Raw genomic sequence first — 16985 nt, forward strand, 5'->3', positions numbered from 1 at the left:
TGATCAGGCGCCGGCCGGCGCGGTGATGTCCGAGACGAGTGGGGCGACCCGGTCGAGCAGGGCCGTCTGGTGGGGCTGGAGCTCGAGCTGCGCCATACCGCCGAAGATCGGCTCGTACGGGTCCTCGAGCGGCTCGGTGACGCCGGCGAGCGCCTCGATGACGGCGAGCCCGCAGAACGGCACGTAGACCGGGTTGTAGCCGCCCTCGTGGCTCATCGCGAGCCGGCCGCCGCACACCTTCGCGGCCAGGTCGAGCAGCTGCTGGGTCATGATCCGGTACGTCGAGCTGGTCAGCCCCTGGCGCGCCAGCGGGTCGGCCGCGTTGGCGTCGAAGCCGCTCGCGACCAGGATCAGGTCGGGGCGGAAGCGCTCGATGGCCGGCAGGACCACGCGCTCCATCGCGGACAGGTAACCGCCGAAGCCGGTGCCTGGGGGCAGCGGGATGTTGAGCGAGTAGCCGAGACCGGCCCCCTCTCCGCGCTCCTCGATCATCCCGGTGTCCGGCGGGAAGACCCGATCCTGGTGCAGCGAGATGGTCAGCGTGTTCGGGTCGTCGTAGAAGGCGGCCTGGGTGCCGTTGCCGTGGTGGACGTCCCAGTCGACGACCGCGATCCGCTCGACACCGTGCGACCGGCGTACCGCCTGGGCGGCGATGGCCAGGTTGGCGAACATGCAGAAGCCCATGCCGGTGTCCGGGCGGGCGTGGTGACCCGGCGGGCGGACCAGAGCGTAGGCGTTGTCGACGCGACCCTCGACGACCGCGGCGGTCGCCTCGATCATGCCGCCGGCGGCGAGCCGGCCGATCTCGATGCCGCCGGGGCCGAACGGGCTGAGGCCGTCGCCGGAGTCACCGCCCTTGGGCTGGTCGCTGCCCGCCTTGATCCGGGCCAGGTGCTCCTCGGTGTGGACGAGCAGGATCTCCTCGTCGCTCGCCTTGCGCGGCGCGATCCGGGTCAGCCGGTCGATGACGCCCGACACCACGACGAGCTCGTGGATCCGGCGCTTGGTCTCGGCGTTCTCGAAGTGCTGGAAGGGCTGGATGCCGCGGCGGTGGTCGGCCGGGAAGAGGCCCGCGTTCGTTCCGGTGTCGTGCCAGCCGAACACCTCGTGGTAGACGTACCCGGTCGCCATGCTCGCTCCTGACGTGGGGGCGCCGGCTGCTCCGGCGCGGTCCCCACATCGTGGGCGTCGGGTGTGACCTGGGTCATTGGCAGAATTGCCAGTCTTTCGGTCCCGAACGTCTTGGGTCGGTCAGAGGACGGGCCGCTGGAACACCCGCGCCAGCGACCGCACGGAGTCGGGGTCCGCGGTCGGCAGAAGTACGCCGGCGGCGGTCGCCTTGGCCGCTGCGCCCGCCCGCGACGAGACGCCGAGGCGGGTCAGGATCGCCTCGACGTGGGCGGCCACGGTGCGCTGGGTGAGGCACAGCTCGTCGGCGATGTCCCGGTTCCCCGCGCCCGTGGCCACGGCGGTGAGCACCTCGAGCTGGCGGAGCGTGAGGCCCAGCGTGGTGGGTGCCGGCCGGGTGGCGATGGTGAAGGGCTGGCGGCCAGGACCGGGCTGCGGTGCATGGACCCGGACCTCGACGAGTCGGCCGTTCTGCTGGTGCAGGAAGGTCGCGAACTCCATCCCGGTCGCGAGCACGCCGCGGACGATGCTCACCAGCTCCTCGTCCAGCGCGACGTGCAGCGGGGCCCGGCCGATGACCGGGGTGGGCCGGCCGGCGGCGTCGACCCGCGCCACGGCGTACTCCCGGGGGAGGGTGACGTCCTCGGCGGTGCGGGAGGCGACGAGCGTGATCCGGGCGAGTGCCCCGGCGACGGCGTCGAGGATCTCGGGCAGGTCGGGGGAGAAGTCGTCCGGTCCGGTGGCGGAGAGGTGGAGCATCCCGACGACGTCGTGGTTGCGGTCGCGCAGCGCGCGGGAGAGGCCGTCGTCGAACCCCGCGGGTCGCAGCACGTCGCGGAAGTGGTCCGACGCGCGGAACGCGTACGGGTCGACGTCGCCGATGCGCAGGCCGTCCTCGGCGGCCAGGACCAGTCGGCTGTGGTGGGAGTCCATGAACGAGCCGGCGAGGTGGTCGGCGACCTCGGGCGGGTAGCCCACGCTGGTGACGTGTTGGTACTCCGCGTGGTCGGTGCCGCGGGTGCTCGTCACCGTGGCGTCGAGCTGGCAGGCGGCCGCGCCGGTCTGGTCGGCGAGCTCGCCGAGCAGGTGGGGGAGCTCGGTCGACGTCTCCTCGGGTCCGGCGAGCGAGCCGAGGTCGCTGAGCAGGCCGACCAGCCCTGGCGTCGTCCGCATGCGCACCCCCGCGCGGAAAGTTGATTCGGGGCCTAACAGTAGGGACTCGGCGGCGCAGGCGGCAAGGGTCGCGACCTACTCGTCGGTACGAGATCGACCCTTGACGGGCTCGTTTCCGGAGGGTGATAGTTCGGCCCCTAACGAGCTGAGAGGACGGCGTGATGGCCACTCCGACGAAGAAGGCCTCGGCCGCCAGGACGCCTGCCAAGAAGGTCGCGGCGAAGCGGACGGTCACGAAGAAGGCCGCCGCTCCGCTGGCCCGGGTACCGCAGGGACCGGCGCCGGTGGCGACGATGGCCACGGACGCCGCGTTCGCGCCGGCCGCGCCGCGCGACACCGCCCGCCGCCCGTTGCGCAACATGTCCGAGGTGCGGCACTTCTTCCGCACCAACGACGTCCCGATCTACTTCCTCGGCGCGACCCCGTTCAACCTGCTCGGCCTCGACCGCTGGGTCCGCAACTTCACCTACGTCACCTACTACGACGCCTGGGACGGCGCCCACCCGCGCGTCTTCACGCCCCAGCACAAGCCGTACGTCGAGTTCGAGAGCGGCGAGCACATCAACAACTGGCTGCTGGAGAACGCCGAGGTCCGCGCGTTCATCGCGAGCCGGCGGGCGAAGGGGCAGCGCCCCAAGATCGCCATGGTCTTCTTCGACGAGGAGACCGAGCGCATCTGCGACGAGCTCGGCTACGACCTGATCCTGCCGCCCGCCGAGCTGCGCAACCACCTGGACTCCAAGATGGTCACCACCCGCCTCGGCAACGAGGTCGGGGTGCCGAGCGTGCCCAACGTGATGACCACCGTCGACGACTTCGACGCGCTGATGAAGGCCGCCGCGGACGCGGGGCTCGGCGATGACCTGGTCGTGCAGACGGCGTACGGCGACTCCGGCAAGACCACCTTCTTCATCGCCTCCGAGGCCGACTGGAAGAAGCACCACAAGGAGATCGCGGGCGCCGAGGTCAAGGTGATGAAGCGGATCAACAACCGCCCCGTCGCCGTCGAGGCCGTGCTGACCACGAGCGGCACGGTCGTCGGGCCGTTCATGTCGGAGCTGACCGGGCATGCCAAGCTGACGCCGTACCGCGGGGGCTGGTGCGGCAACGAGATGTTCCCCGAGGTCCTCTCCGACGAGCTCCGGGGCAAGGCGGGCGATCTCGTGCGTCGTCTCGGCGACCGCCTCGGCAAGGAGGGCTACCGCGGCTTCTTCGAGGTCGACGTCCTGGTCGACGTCGACACCGACGAGATCTACCTGGGCGAGCTGAACCCGCGGATCAGCGGCGCCTCGTCGATCACGAACGTCACGGCGGGTGCGTACGCCGACGTACCGCTGTTCCTCTTCCACCTGCTGGAGTTCCTCGATGTCGAGTTCGACCTCGACGTCGACGAGATCAACCAGCGCTGGCAGGAGCTGGCGGCGGTCGACCTCTGGTCGCAGATGATCATCAAGGAGACCTCTCCGGGCGTGGAGCGGATCGACACCGCGGCCCCGACCGGCGCCTACGCCTTCGACAGCGCCGGCTCCCTCGTGTTCCAGCGGGCGGCGCTGGACTGGCACCAGCTGCAGAACGAGAACGAGGCGTTCTTCCTGCGCATCTACGGTGCCGGCGACTACCGCTGGAAGGGCGCCGACCTCGGCGTGCTCATCACCAAGGGCCGCCTGCAGACCGCGCGGGGCGCGCTGACGATCCGGGCCAAGCACCTCATCGACTCGGTCCGTGCCCACTACACGGGCACCCCGATCGCGCCGCCCGCGGCGACGCCGGCCCTCAAGGGCGGCACCGGAGACGCGCTGGCCGATGTCTAGTCTTTCTCGTCGGACGGCACGACGACGGATCGGCCGGCGCGAGAGATCGGACGACGTGGTGCTCGGAGAGCGACCGGACCTGCCGGTGACCGGCGGTGTCACGCTGGACAACTGGCAGACGGCGCCGCAGCTGCACTGGTCGTTCCAGCACGTCGACGAGCTGTTCGCCACCGCGACCATCTCGCGGGGGAGCGGGCCGGTGGCTGCGCTGGTCCCGTCGCCGCTCGACGTCGGGCCGCTGCCGGTCGCGCTGTACGACGGCACCGTGACGACCGTCGCCGACGTGATGGCACAGACCGACACCGACGGCTGGATCGTGACCCGCAACGGTCACGTGGTCGCCGAGGACTACGTCGCCGGCATGACGCCCGACACCCGGCACCTGCTGATGTCGGTGAGCAAGTCGCTGGTCGGCACCGTCGCGGGCGCGCTGGTGGACACCGGCCTGCTCGACCCGGCCGCCCCGCTCACGACGTACGTCCCGCAGCTCGCCGCCAGCGGGTACGCCGGAGCGACCGTCCGCCACCTCCTCGACATGCGGTCGGGCATCCGGTTCTCGGAGGTCTACCTCGACCCGAACGCCGAGGTGCGGCTGCTGGAGCAGGCGATCGGGTGGGCGCCGCGCGAGCACCCGGGCGTGCCGGCGACGATGTACGACTTCCTGCTGACGCTGCAGCAGAAGGGCCCGCACGGCGGGCCGTTCGAGTACCGCAGCGGCGAGACCGACGTGCTCGGGTGGGTCTGCGAGGCGGCGGCCGGGGAGCGGATGCCGGGGCTGATGTCGCGGCTGCTCTGGTCGCGGATCGGGGCGGAGGAGGACGCCTACATCGGCGTCGACTCGGTCGGCTCCGGCATGTTCGACGGCGGCATCTGTGCGACGCTGCGGGACCTGGCGCGGTTCGGCGCCATGCTCGCGGCGAGCGGCCGCTCGCTGACGGGGGAGCAGGTCGTCAGCCCGGCCTGGATCCTCGACACCTACCGCGGCGACCCGGACTCGCGTGAGGCGTTCGCGACGGGTCCGATCGACAACCTGATGCCGGGCGGGATGTACCGCAACCAGTTCTGGCTGCCCTACCCGGACCGCGACATCCTGGTGTGCCTGGGCATCCACGGCCAGATGATCTACGTCAACCCGCTCACCGGCGTCGTGGCGGCCAAGCTGTCGAGCTGGCCCGAGCCCCAGCACGCGGGGAAGCTGTTCTCCACCCTGCGCGCCTTCGACGCCGTCTCGACGCACCTCGCGGGCCTCGAAGAACGCTGAGATCGCCTCTTGCGGGAGGGGCACCATACCCATATCGTTCGGAATCAAACGAAGTCGTTTGGCTCAGAACGACTTGATCAGTGTCGAAGGGGACCTGTCATGGTGGCTCAGCAGTCCAACGGATCCGAGCGGGTCGAGGAGAAGCCGGCAGCCGGCCGGATGTCGCGCCGCTCGCTCGTGGCGGGTGCAGCGGCGGTCGGTGCCGTCGGCGCGGTCGCGGCCGCCGGTTCGGCGCAGGCTGCCCCGGCCGTCGTCTGGCCGAACGTCAAGCGTCCGTCGGACCTGAGCCGCATCGTCGACTGGAGCGCTGCGGAGCTGTCGGTGGCCATCCGTCGCCGGGTGGTCACCTGCGTCGAGGTGATGACGGCGTACCTCGACCACATCGACGCGGTGAACCCTGCGGTCAACGCCATCGTGTCGCTGCGCCCCCGGGCCGACCTGCTCGCCGAGGCTGCCGAGAAGGACCGGCTGATCGCGGCGGGCACCTACCAGGGCTGGATGCACGGCTTCCCGCAGGCCGTGAAGGACCTTGCCAACGTCAAGGGTCTGCCGACCTCGCTCGGCTTCTTCGGCCAGCCGGGCGTCCCCGCCGCGCCTCCCGCCGCCGCTGACGCGCTCTTCGTCGAGCGGGTGCGTGCCGCCGGCGCGATCTTCATCGGCAAGACCAACACCCCTGAGTTCGGCCTCGGCTCGAACACGTTCAACAAGGTGTTCGGCACGACGCTCAACTCCTACGACCAGTCCAGGTCCGCCGGGGGCAGCAGCGGCGGCGCGTCGGTCGCGGTCGCGCTGCGGATGCTTCCGGTCGCCGACGGCAGCGACTTCTTCGGCTCGCTGCGCAACCCCCCGGGCTGGAACAACGTGTTCGGGTTGCGTCCGTCGTACGGGCGGGTCCCGGGCCTGGGTGCGGAGCAGTTCATCCAGCAGGGCGGCATCGAGGGCCCGATCGCGCGCACCGCGGACGATCTCGCCCTCTTCCTCGACACCCTCGCCGGGTACGACGTCCGCGCACCTCTCTCCATCGAGCAGGACGTGCCCCCGATCAAGGGCAACCCCTCGATGCGCGGGCGCCGGGTCGCCTGGATGGCCGACCTCGGCGGCTACCTCCCGATGGATCCCGAGGTGCTCACGGTGACCGGTGCAGCCGTCGACCGGATGCGGGGTATGGGCATGAAGGTCGACAAGCTCGACGGCCTCCCGACCGCTCCCGGCTTCGCCGGCAACGTCGATCTCTGGCCGACCTGGCTGGTCTTCCGGCACTGGCTGGAAGGCGGCCTGCTCAAGGGTCTCTACGACGTCCCGGCCTTCCGGTCCCACATGAAGCCCGAGGCGATCTACGAGATCGAGGGCCTCCTCATCGGCGCCGACGGCAATCCCGCCATCTCCGGTATCGACGCCTGGAACGGCTCGGTCAAGCGGACCGCGATGTACCAGGCGTTCCGCGGGCTGTTCGAGACCTACGACTACGTCGTGCTGCCCACCGCCCAGGTGTTCCCCTTCGCGGTCGCCGACGAGCAGTGGCCGAGCGAGATCAACGGCACGCCGATGTCGTCGTACCACCGTTGGATGGAGGTGACCTCGATCGGCACCTTGCTGGGCGCGCCGACCCTCGCCGCTCCGGCCGGTTTCAGCCGTGACGGCCTGCCGATCGGCGTACAGGTCCTCGGCCGCAACCACGACGATGCGAGCGTGCTCGAGTTCGCTGCGGCCTGGGACCGGGCCACGCAGTACACCAAGAACAACCTGCCGCCCCTCATCGCGCGATGACCCGTCGGCCCCTCATCGCGATCCCGGCCCGGTTCTCGGCGTCGGCGTCGGCGCTGCGCTTCGGCGCCGACGTCACGGCCCGCAAGCTGGTCGACGCCGTGTACGCCGCCGGCGGGGAGCCGCTCGTCGTGCACCCCGTCGCCCCCGGTGCGGTGATCGACGTCGAGGCGGTCGCCGAGCGCCTGTGGTTCGCCGACGGGGTGCTGCTGCCCGGCGGTGGGGACCTCGCGTCGCGCTGGTCGGGCCAGGAGGACCACGAGACCCAGTACGACGTCGACGAGGAGCAGGACGCCTTCGACCTCGCCGTCGCCCGTTGGGCTCTGGACGGCGGCATCCCGCTGCTCGCGATCTGCCGCGGCAACCAAGTCGTCAACGTCGGTCTCGGGGGAGACCTGGTCCAGGACCTCGGCGACCGCACCCACCGCCACGTCGTGCAGCCCATCTCGGTGTCCCCGGACTCGGCCCTCGCCGCCATCGTCGGCACCCGCCCCGAGATCTCCTGCTTCCACCACCAGGCCCTCGGCCGCCTCGGCGACGGCCTGCGCGCCGTGGCGCACGCGCCGGACGGCGTCATGGAGGCCGTCGAGCGCGACGGCGCCGGCTGGTACCTCGGTGTGCAGTGGCACCCCGAGGACACCGCCGCCACCGACCCGGCCCAGGCAGGCCTGTTCTCCGCCCTCGTCGAGCAGGCGCGGGCCTACGCCGCTCGGGGCTCGTCGGTGGCGGCCGCACCGTAGCCGCCCGGCACCCCGCATCAAGGATGCTCGCTTCGCTCGCCCCGCTGCGCGGCGCTTCGCGTCCTTGACCCGGGGTCCCGACCCGGCGGCTTGTACGGCGCGGAGTCGGCACGGGCTTCGCCCGCGCCGCCGCTTCGCGGCCGCCACGGGGTGGTGATCGCGCGCCGCTACCCCCTATGGGTCACCTGACCCATCGGGGGTAGCGACCGACCCTCAGGTCCTGAGGTGGAACCTGTAGTCGCCGGTCGGGAGCTTGGTCATGTCGTAGCGAGAGTCGTGCGCCCTTCGGTGGTGGTGGCCGCACAGGAGGATCCCGTCGCCGACGGTGGTGTGACCGCCTTCGGACCAGGGCTTCAGATGGTGTGCCTCGGTCCAGGTGACCGGGACGGTGCAACCGTCGGCGCGGCACTTCTTGTCGCGCAGCCGCATGGCCTTGCGCTGGGACGGCGAGTGCAGCCGCCGGGCCCTGCCGAGGTCGAGGACCTCGGACGTCCCGCCGAGCACGGCGGGGACGATCTTCGCGGTGCACGCCAGCCGGCGGGCCTCGGAGGCGCTGATGACGATGGTGCCGAGCATCGCGGAGCCGAGGTCGTTGACCAGTGCCTCGTAGGGGATGGTGACGAGGACGGTGGTGGCGTCGCCGCCGTGGTCGGGGAGCCGCTGGGGGTCGAGGATCTCCAGGAGCCGGCAGAACGCCTCACCGCGACTGCGGGACTTGGTGACACGGGGTGAGTCCTCGGCGTCGACGTAGGTCGTCAGTCGCTCTGCGATGGAGTCGGGGACCAGTGCGGTGATCTTGGTGCCGAGGACAGTCAGGTCCTTGGAGTCGTAGGTCTGCGCGAGCTTGATGAGGTGTTTCTCGGCCCGGACGCGGGTGAGGTCGTCGACCTCGGTGGAGAGCTTGTCGATGGACCGGATGATCACTCGTGCTTGGGCGGTGTTCACGGCGCCTTCGCGCATGGCCGCTGCGGTCAGCGGGTGCGCCAGCAGGTCTCGCGCGAGGTGGAGGTCGACCCGGGCGGCGGTCGCGGTGGTGCGGGTGGCGAGGACGAAGCCCGTGCCGACTCAACGGCGCCTACTCCGCCCCCTCCACCGCGATCACCACGTCCCGCAGCGTGCTGGTGAAGGCGCTGACCCGGCGGTCGGAGAGCTTGCCGATGATCTCGGACTCGACCGCGTTGAACTCCGGGTAGATCTCCTCCATCAGGCTCACGCCGGCGGGGGTGAGGCGGAGGCGGACCAGGCGGCCGTCGTTGGGGTCGCCCTCGCGCTGCAGCAGGCCGCGACCCTCGAGGGTCTTCACGACGCCGGTGAGCGTGGCCTTGGAGATGTCCGCGGACTCGGCGACGTGCCGGGTCTCCATGTCCTCCCAGATCCAGACGACCCAGAGCACGACGAACCCGGTCCAGGTCATGTCGTGCTTGCGCAGCACCCGGTTGGTGAGCTCGCTGCGTACCGCGTTGGCGGCGCGGAACAGGTTGGAGAGCGCATTGGCGGCCTTGAAGTCCAGGGGCAGGTCGCCCACGTGGTCCCTCATGGCCTTCTCGGTCTCGGCGAGCGTGTGGCGGTCGGGCATGCCGTTCAGGGTAGTCATGGGCCGATCCCGATCGCGGGAAGGCGCGAAGTAGTTCGGATCCGAACAATTTTGCCTCGGGGCATGGTGCTCCGGGTCACATCTCGGTATCGTACGGATCCGAACGAGTTTTCCACCGCGACCTAGGAGGCGGACCGATGTCCGATTCGGTCAACACCACACTCCGGAAGAACGCCCTCGGCGTCGGCGCCATCGTCTTCCTCGTCCTGGCCGCCGTCGCGCCGCTCACCGGCATGGTCGTCGTGGCCTCGCTGGCGATCGCGCTCGGCAACGGCGGCGGTACGCCGTTCGCGTTCTTCGCGGTCGCCGTCGTGCTCCTGCTGTTCGCCATCGGCTACGGGAAGATGTCGAGCGAGCTGGTCAACGCGGGCGGCTTCTACGCCTTCGTGGTCAAGGGCCTCGGGCGTCCCGCCGGCCTCGCCGCGGGCTTCATCGCCATGCTCGGCTACAACTTCTTCGTCGTCGGCACCATCGGCACCAGCGGCTTCTTCATGTGGGTGGTCATCCAGGCCCAGACCGGCTGGGTCATGTCCGGCTTCTTCTCCTGGCTGTTCTGGGGCCTCGCCTCGATGCTCGTCGCGTACCTGATGGCGCTGCGCGGCGTCGACTTCAGCTCCAAGATCCTCGGCATCTCGCTGGTCCTGGAGACCTCGATCCTCGTCATCTTCGACATCGCGGTGCTGTTCAAGCACGGCTATTCCTTCGACGCGTTCTCCTGGCACTCGATCCACGCCGGCTCGCTGCCGATCGGCCTGCTGCTCGCCGCCACCGGCTTCCTCGGCTTCGAGGCGACCTCGCTGTTCAGCGAGGAGGCCAAGAACCCGCTGAAGACGGTTCCGCGGGCGACGTACATCGCGATCACCCTGATCGGCGTCGTCCTGGGCACCACCACCTGGGCGCTCGTCAGCGCGACCGGTGTCGCCGAGGCCCAGGCCACCGCCGGCGAGCACGCCGCGACCGGTGACCTCGTCTTCAGCGTCGCGCAGGGCTACGTCGGCACCTTCCTGACCAACACCATGCAGTGGCTGCTGCTGGTCAGCCTGTTCGCCGCGATGCTCGCGTTCCACAACTCCGCGAGCCGCTACCTGTTCTCGCTCGGCCGCGCCCGGATCCTGCCGGAGGTGCTCGCGACGACGGGCCGCCGCGGTTCGCCGTACGTCGCCAGCTCGGTCCAGGCCGGCTTCGCCGTGGTCGTCGCGATCGCCTTCAAGCTCGGCGGCGCCGACCCGATCCTCACCGTCGTCCCGAGCATGCTCGGCTTCGGCACCCTCGCGATCCTGGTCCTGCAGGCGCTCGCCGCCCTGTCGATCGTGGTCCACTTCCGCCGCAAGAACGACCCGCGGATCGGTACGACGCTGGTCGCGCCCGGCCTGGGCTTCCTCGGCCTGTGCTTCGCGGTGGTCCTCGCGTTCAAGCACTTCACGATCGTCGCCGGCTCGACCGACCCGGCCGTCACCAAGCTGCCGTGGCTGCTGGTCGTGGCCCTCGTCGGCGGCATCGGCTACGCGGTCTACCTGCGATCCAGCAAGCCCACCACGTACGACGCCCTCGACTCCGACCTCGAGCGCTTCGACGAAGCCCTGGCTGACAGCGCTGCTGTCGCCCGATGATGAAGACCCCAGGAACGAACGGAGACCCCACGGTGGTGCACAGCGACGAGTCCGCCCTGCGCGAGACGGCTGACCGGCTCAAGGCGGACGGCATCGACATCCTCCGGGTCGGCTACAGCGACCTGATCGGCACCGAGCGTGGCCGCGACGTCCTGGTGGACCGGCTGGACCGCACGCTCGGCGACGGCGTGGCGTTCTGCCGCTCGGTCTACGCCACCTCGCCGATGGGCGACGTCATCGACATCGCGGGCGGGCTTTCCGCCGGCCTGCCCGACATCGTCGCGGTTCCGGACCTCGCCACGGTCCACGCCGTTCCGTGGGAGCCGGGCGTGGCGCACGTGATCGCCGACGTCTACAACCCGGACGGCACGCGCTCCGAGGAGGGCCCCCGCAACGTGCTCAAGCGCGTCGTGGACCGGTTCGCCGAGCTCGGCATGACCCCGATCGTCGGCCCGGAGCTCGAGTTCTACGTCCTCGAGGAGGACGCGAGTGCCCCCAACGGCTTCCGCCGGTACGGCGAGGCCACGGGCAACGTCTACGTGGCGGGCCTGAAGGGCGACCCGGAGAACACGCTGCTGGCGACGCTGCGCGACCTGGCGGCGTACGACATCGACGTGGTGGCCGCGAACCACGAGTTCTCCAGCGGCCAGTTCGAGATCAACCTGTGGCACTCCGAGGCGCTCGACGCGGCCGACCGGGCCTTCCGGTTCAAGACCGCCGTCCAGGAGCTCGCGCGCCGCCGCGGCAAGTTGGCGACCTTCATGGCCAAGCCGTTCAACGACGAGGGCGGCTCCGGCTTCCACATCCACTTCAGCACCGTGGACGCGGACGGCCGGCCGATCTTCGACGACCCCGCCGGCGAGGACGGGCTGTCCAAGGTGGCCCGCTCCGCGATCGCCGGCGTGCTCGCGCACGCCCCGGCGCTCGCCGCGATCAGCAACCCCACCATCAACTCCTACAAGCGCTTCGGCCCGGACACGCTCGCGCCGTGGCTGATCGACTGGGGCCTGGACAACCGCAGCGCGATGGTCCGGATCCCGCCGGAGCGCGGTCGCGCCTCGCGCATGGAGCTGCGCCTCGGTGACGCGTCGGCGAACCCGTACCTCGCCGTGGCCGGCCTGCTGGCAGCGGCGTACCTGGGCATCCGCGACGAGCTGGTGCCGCCGGCCAAGCTGGAGGGCTACGGCTACGACACCTCCAAGGCCGAGCAGCTGCCCGAGAGCCTCGGCGCGGCGATCGACGCCCTGGAGCAGGACAAGGACCTCGCCGACCTGCTCGGCCCGACGTTCGTCGAGACCTTCGTGGCCTACAAGCGCAACGAGCTGGAGCGCTTCCACCACTGGGTCACCGACTGGGAGTTCCGGGAGTACGCCTACCACCTGTGAGTGGGCGTTCCCGGGAGAGGAGAGACACCGATGACTTCGCAGCCCATCGTCCGTGAGTTCGAGGCGGACCTGACCGTCGTCGGGGCGGCCACCGTCGCCGAGGACGTCGTCGCGCTGACGCTCGCGTCCGCCGACGGAGCGGCCCTGCCGCCGTGGACGCCGGGCGCCCACGTCGACCTGGTGCTGGCCGGCGACCTGGTCCGGCAGTACTCGCTGTGCGGCAACCCTGCCGACCCCGGCAGCTGGCGCGTCGGCGTGCTGCGCGCACCCGACAGCAGGGGCGGCTCCAAGGCCGTTCACGCCGAGCTCGCGGCCGGCACGACCGTGAAGGTCCGCGGCCCACGCAACCACTTCCCGTTCGTGGCGTCGAAGCGCTACCTCTTCCTCGCCGGCGGCATCGGCATCACGCCCCTGCTGCCCATGATCCTCGAGGCCGAGGCGTCCGGCGCCGACTGGCGGCTGGTCTACGGCGGCCGCTCGCTGGCGTCGATGGCCTTCCGCGACGAGCTGGAGAGGTACGGCGACCGGGTGACCCTGGTGCCGCAGGACACCGACGGCTTCCCCGACCTGGACGTCCTGCTCGGCACCCCGCAGCCCGACACCCTCGTCTACGCGTGCGGACCGACGCCCTTCCTGGACGCGATCGAGACGCGCTGCGCCGGGTGGCCTGCCGGTGCGCTGCACCTGGAGCGGTTCACGGCCAAGGAGGTCGACACCGGCGACGACGAGGCCTTCGAGATCGTCCTGCAGCGCTCCGGGCTCACCCTGCAGGTGCCGGCCGACCGGTCGATCTTCGAGGTCTGCCGTGACGCCGGGGTCAGCGTCGTGGGCTCCTGCCTCGAGGGCGTCTGCGGGACCTGTGAGACCGAGGTCGTCGACGGCGACGTCGACCACCGTGACTCGATCCTCAACGACGAGGAGAAGGAGTCGAACGAGTTCATGATGATCTGCGTGTCGCGCTGCAAGGGCAGCCGGCTGACGTTGGACCTCTGAGGAGGGTTGCGATGACGAAGAGCACCGGCTACCCGCGCAACGCGTGGTACGCCCTCGCGAGCTCCGACGAGGTCACGCGCGAGCCGTTCGGCACGCGTGCCCTGGACCGTCCCGTCGTCCTGTTCCGTACGTCGGACGGCACGGCCGTCGCGCTCGGCGACCGGGACGCCCACCGGCCCTACCCGCTCAGCCGCGGTCACGTCGACGGCGACACCGTCGTCTCCGGCTACTCCGGCTTCGCCTACGACCGCACCGGCGCCTGCGTCCGGGTGCCCTCGCAGGAGCAGGTGCCGTACGGCGCCCGCGTCCCGGCGTACCCCGTGCGCGAGGAGGGTGGTCTGGTGTGGGTCTGGCTCGGGGAGCCCGTGCTCGCCGACCTTCGCCAGCCGATCGCCACCCCCTGGCTCACCGACGACTCCTGGGAGACGTTCGGCGGGCAGTGGGAGACGGCCGCGCACGTACGGCTGCTGCACGACAACTTCGCCGACATCACCCACGTGGCCGTGGTCGACCCGGTCATCTCGCCGCCGGCGCTCGCCGGTGTCGCGCCCGCGCTGCAGGTGGAGCTCACCGAGACGACGGTGTCCTTCCACCGGGACTGGCCGGCGGCCCCGATGCCGGAGTGGCAGGCCAAGGTGTCGGGAGCGGCCACCACGGCGGCGTACCCCCAGCGCGAGGAGGGCGCCTTCCTCGCCCCCGGTCTGTGGGCCGACCGCTGGGACGTGCTCGTCCCGGCCGAGGAGGGCGGGACGCAGACGTTCCGGTTCACCCACGCCGTCACCCCGGTCGACGACCGGCACACGCGCCACATCTGGCGGGTCAGCCGGAACTTCGCGCACGGCGCGGAGACCACCGACGTGCTGCGCCCGATCTTCGAGTCCTACTACCTCAAGGTCCGCGAGATCCTCGAGACCATGCAGGGTGTGATCGACCGTGACGGCTACGGCGAGGACGTCAACGTCGCCGCCGACCTGGCCGCGCTGCAGGTCCGCAAGATCCTGCGGCGCCTGGTGGCCGACGAGGGCTGACCGACCCGCCCCTGGGAGACTGGCCTGCATGGAGCAGGGGGACCAGGACGTCCGGATCGAGCGGCTCGGCGACGTCGGACGGATCATCCTCGACCGACCGCGCGCGCTGAACGCGATCACGCTCGGCATGGTCGAGCGGATCCGGGTGGCGCTGGACGAGTGGCGGACCGCCGGCCTGCGCGCGGTCACCATCGAGAGCGCGTCGGACCGCGCGTTCTGCGCGGGAGGCGACATCCGCCGGATCCGCGAGAACTCGCTGGCCGGCTGGCACGAGGCGAGCCTGCGGTTCTTCGAGACGGAGTACGCCGTCAACGCGCTCCTCGGCAGCTACCCCGTCCCGGTCGTCGCGCTCGTCGGCGGCGTCTGCATGGGCGGCGGCATGGGGCTGAGCGTGCACGGCACCTTCGTCGTGGTCTCGCCGCAGGCCTCGTTCGCGATGCCGGAGACCAAGATCGGCTTCTTCCCCGACGTGGGCGGCTCGCACTTCCTGCCACGGCTGCCCGGTGAGACCGGCCGCTACCTGGGCCTGACCGGCGCGCGGATCAGCGCGGCCGACGCGCTCGCGCTCGGCCTCGCCACCCACGCCTGCTCGGCGGAGGACCTGGCCCGGCTGCCCCACCTCATCGCCGAGTACGACGGCCCGCTGGAGCAGCTGCTCCGTGAGCTCGCCCCCGGGCAGCCGGGGGAGGCGGGTCGCCTGGCCGCCGTGCGGCCCGAGCTGGACTGGGCCTTCAGCGCGCCCGACCTCGCCGGCATCGGCACCCGGCTGGCCGACCTGGTCGCTGCGGGACCGGACTCCGGCCCTGCGGCAGCCTGGGCGCAGGACACGATCGGCGAGCTGGCCGCCGCATCGCCGTACTCGATGGCGGTGACGGACCGCCTGATCGTGGAGGGCCGTCAGCTCGACCTCGAGGCCTGCCTCGCGATGGAGCTGGCCACGGCCGCCGAGGTCATCGCCAGCGCCGACTTCGTCGAGGGCGTCCGCGCGGTCCTCGTGGACAAGGACCACGCGCCCCGCTGGACCTCCTGACCCCCACCCCCTCACGCGAGTTGCCACTTGTGGTCGACCGAAACCCTGGTTTCGGTCGACCACAACTGGCAACTCGCGTAAGCAGGGGTCAGCGGGTGGTGACCTTCACCGGCAGGGTCTTGATGCCGTTGACGAAGTTGCTGCGGACCCGGCGTACCTCACCGTTGAGCTGGATCGAGTCGATCCGCGGGATGAGCTCCTCGAACATCAGCCGGATCTCCATGCGGGCCAGGTTGTTGCCCATGCACAGGTGCGGGCTGCCCTTGCCGAAGGTGACGTGGTCGATGTTCTTGCGGGTCACGTCGAAGTCGTAGGGGTTCTCGAAGACGTCCTCGTCGCGGTTGCCGGAGGCGAACCACATCACGACCTTGTCGCCCTCCTTGATCTGCTTCCCGCCGAGCTCGACGTCGCGCGTCGCGGTGCGGCGGAAGTGGAAGACCGGCGAGGCCCAGCGCAGGAACTCCTCGACGGCGTCGGGGATGAGCGACGGGTCCTCCTGCAGCTTCGCGAGCTGCTCGGGGTGTTCGAGCAGGGCGAGCATGGAGTGCGTGATGGTGTGCCGGGTCGTCTCGTTGCCGGCGACGACGAGGAGCAGGAAGTACGAGTCGTACTCCGAGGCGGACATGGCCTGGCCGTCCTCGGGGATCTTGTTGACGAGCTGGCTGACCAGGTCGGTGCCCTCGCCGCCTCGCCGACCCGCCGCGAGCTCGCGGCCGTAGTCGAAGACCTCCTGGGAGATGGGGGAGCGGAACGGCAGGTGCTTGTACTTCTCGCTCTCCGGGTCGGAGATCAGGACAGCGGCGTGCTCCGGGTCGGAGAAGCCGATGATCTGGTTGCCCCACTCGATCAGCTGCCCCGTCTTCTCCTGGGGTACGTCGAGCAGGCGGGCCAGCACCTGGATCGGGAAGTCCGCGCTGACGTCCTCGACGAAGTCGAACTCGCCCTTCGCGAGCGCGGCGTCGACGGTGGCGCGCGTGATGTCGCGCAGCAGTGCCTCGTAGTTGCGCATCAGGTTCGGCCGGCTGAACTCGCGCGAGATGAGCTTGCGCAGCGCGCGGTGACGCAGCCCGTCCATCTCGAGGATGGAGCGGCGGGCCTCCTGCAGCTCCGGCTCCACCTCCTCGAGGTTGACGAAGTTGGTCGAGGTGAACGTCTCGGGGTCCTTGTCGACCTCGCAGATGTCGGCGTGCTTGGTGACCGCCCAGAAGCCGCTTCCCCCATCGGTCTCGGGCTGGAAGTGGACGGGGTCCTCGCGCCGGAGCGCGTCGAGCATGCCCCAGGCCTGCGGCCCGACGAAGCGGTCGAGGTCGACGAGGTCGACATCCTCCAGGGCGACGTACGGCGGCTTGTCCACGGTGACTCCATCCATCGGAAGGTTAGATCGTTCGGGTCCGAACAATATCTCTCGAAAAGGTTCGCCGCAAGGGTGGTCTTTCCGGCGGCGAGTGGATATCGTACGGATCCGAAC

14 protein-coding genes and 1 pseudogene are annotated in these 16985 nt (G+C 70.6%); 9 read left to right on the plus strand and 6 right to left on the minus strand.

All coding sequences use genetic code 11. From position 1 onward, the window contains the following. Nucleotides 1-3: 3 nt before the first annotated feature. Entirely contained in the window at nt 4-1131 is a 1128-nt protein-coding gene (locus ACYVAQ_RS17920) for a class II histone deacetylase (RefSeq protein WP_460791803.1), read from the minus strand. A gap of 120 nt (nt 1132-1251) precedes the next feature. Then, on the minus strand, nt 1252-2301 hold the full coding sequence (locus tag ACYVAQ_RS17925; RefSeq protein ID WP_460791804.1) for a helix-turn-helix transcriptional regulator: 1050 nt from the start codon (nt 2299-2301) through the stop codon (nt 1252-1254). Nucleotides 2302-2462: 161 nt separating this feature from the next. Here ACYVAQ_RS17925 and ACYVAQ_RS17930 point away from each other — a divergent pair, with 161 nt between their 5' ends. The 4 genes from ACYVAQ_RS17930 (at nt 2463) to ACYVAQ_RS17945 (ending at nt 7877) form a co-directional block, all read left to right on the plus strand. Further along, entirely contained in the window at nt 2463-4112 is a 1650-nt protein-coding gene (locus ACYVAQ_RS17930; RefSeq protein ID WP_460791805.1) for a biotin carboxylase, read from the plus strand. Between the two features lie 55 nt (nt 4113-4167). Beyond that, a complete protein-coding gene (locus ACYVAQ_RS17935) occupies nt 4168-5373 on the plus strand; it encodes a serine hydrolase domain-containing protein (protein WP_460791806.1) in 1206 nt (401 codons plus the stop codon). Between the two features lie 99 nt (nt 5374-5472). Then, nucleotides 5473-7140 carry an amidase gene (locus tag ACYVAQ_RS17940; RefSeq protein ID WP_460791807.1) on the plus strand — a complete coding sequence of 556 codons (1668 nt, stop codon included), beginning with the start codon at nt 5473-5475 and terminating at the stop codon, nt 7138-7140. Further along, complete coding sequence (locus ACYVAQ_RS17945) at nt 7137-7877, plus strand: gamma-glutamyl-gamma-aminobutyrate hydrolase family protein (protein ID WP_460791808.1); 741 nt, start codon at nt 7137-7139, stop codon at nt 7875-7877. Before ACYVAQ_RS17940 ends, ACYVAQ_RS17945 begins: the two co-directional genes overlap by 4 nt. A 213-nt stretch (nt 7878-8090) precedes the next feature. Here the strand turns inward: ACYVAQ_RS17945 and ACYVAQ_RS17950 are convergent, their stop codons facing one another. The 3 genes and pseudogenes from ACYVAQ_RS17950 to ACYVAQ_RS17960 form a co-directional block, all read right to left on the minus strand. Then, a complete protein-coding gene (locus ACYVAQ_RS17950; protein WP_460791869.1) occupies nt 8091-8306 on the minus strand; it encodes an HNH endonuclease signature motif containing protein in 216 nt (71 codons plus the stop codon). Next, a pseudogene (locus tag ACYVAQ_RS17955) lies at nt 8304-8909 on the minus strand (DUF222 domain-containing protein); the annotation flags it as partial. The gene ACYVAQ_RS17950 and the pseudogene ACYVAQ_RS17955, both read right to left, overlap by 3 nt. Nucleotides 8910-8952: 43 nt before the next feature. Further along, nucleotides 8953-9453, minus strand: coding sequence for a MarR family winged helix-turn-helix transcriptional regulator (locus ACYVAQ_RS17960; RefSeq protein WP_460791809.1), 501 nt, complete (start codon nt 9451-9453; stop codon nt 8953-8955). Nucleotides 9454-9608: 155 nt separating this feature from the next. Here ACYVAQ_RS17960 and ACYVAQ_RS17965 point away from each other — a divergent pair, with 155 nt between their 5' ends. The 5 genes from ACYVAQ_RS17965 to ACYVAQ_RS17985 are packed head-to-tail and all read left to right on the plus strand — an operon-like array spanning nt 9609 to nt 15517. After that, a complete protein-coding gene (locus ACYVAQ_RS17965) occupies nt 9609-11081 on the plus strand; it encodes an APC family permease (RefSeq protein ID WP_460791810.1) in 1473 nt (490 codons plus the stop codon). Continuing rightward, on the plus strand, nt 11078-12466 hold the full coding sequence (locus ACYVAQ_RS17970) for a glutamine synthetase family protein (protein WP_460791811.1): 1389 nt from the start codon (nt 11078-11080) through the stop codon (nt 12464-12466). Before ACYVAQ_RS17965 ends, ACYVAQ_RS17970 begins: the two co-directional genes overlap by 4 nt. Before the next feature lie 30 nt (nt 12467-12496). Continuing rightward, the gene (locus ACYVAQ_RS17975; RefSeq protein ID WP_460791813.1) at nt 12497-13459 is read left to right on the plus strand and encodes a PDR/VanB family oxidoreductase; all 963 of its coding nucleotides are present in this window, start codon (nt 12497-12499) and stop codon (nt 13457-13459) included. An 11-nt stretch (nt 13460-13470) separates the two neighbouring features. Further along, a complete protein-coding gene (locus tag ACYVAQ_RS17980; RefSeq protein ID WP_460791814.1) occupies nt 13471-14487 on the plus strand; it encodes a Rieske 2Fe-2S domain-containing protein in 1017 nt (338 codons plus the stop codon). A gap of 28 nt (nt 14488-14515) precedes the next feature. Further along, nucleotides 14516-15517 (plus strand): enoyl-CoA hydratase/isomerase family protein, encoded by a 1002-nt coding sequence (locus tag ACYVAQ_RS17985; protein WP_460791815.1) that lies wholly within the window; start codon nt 14516-14518, stop codon nt 15515-15517. A gap of 88 nt (nt 15518-15605) precedes the next feature. On the opposite strand, the gene ACYVAQ_RS17990 is transcribed toward ACYVAQ_RS17985, so the two are convergent. Then, nucleotides 15606-16886, minus strand: a complete 1281-nt coding sequence (locus ACYVAQ_RS17990; protein ID WP_460791816.1) for a cytochrome P450 — start codon at nt 16884-16886, stop codon at nt 15606-15608. Nucleotides 16887-16985 lie beyond the last annotated feature (99 nt).

It is taken from the genome of Nocardioides maradonensis, assembly GCF_054777115.1.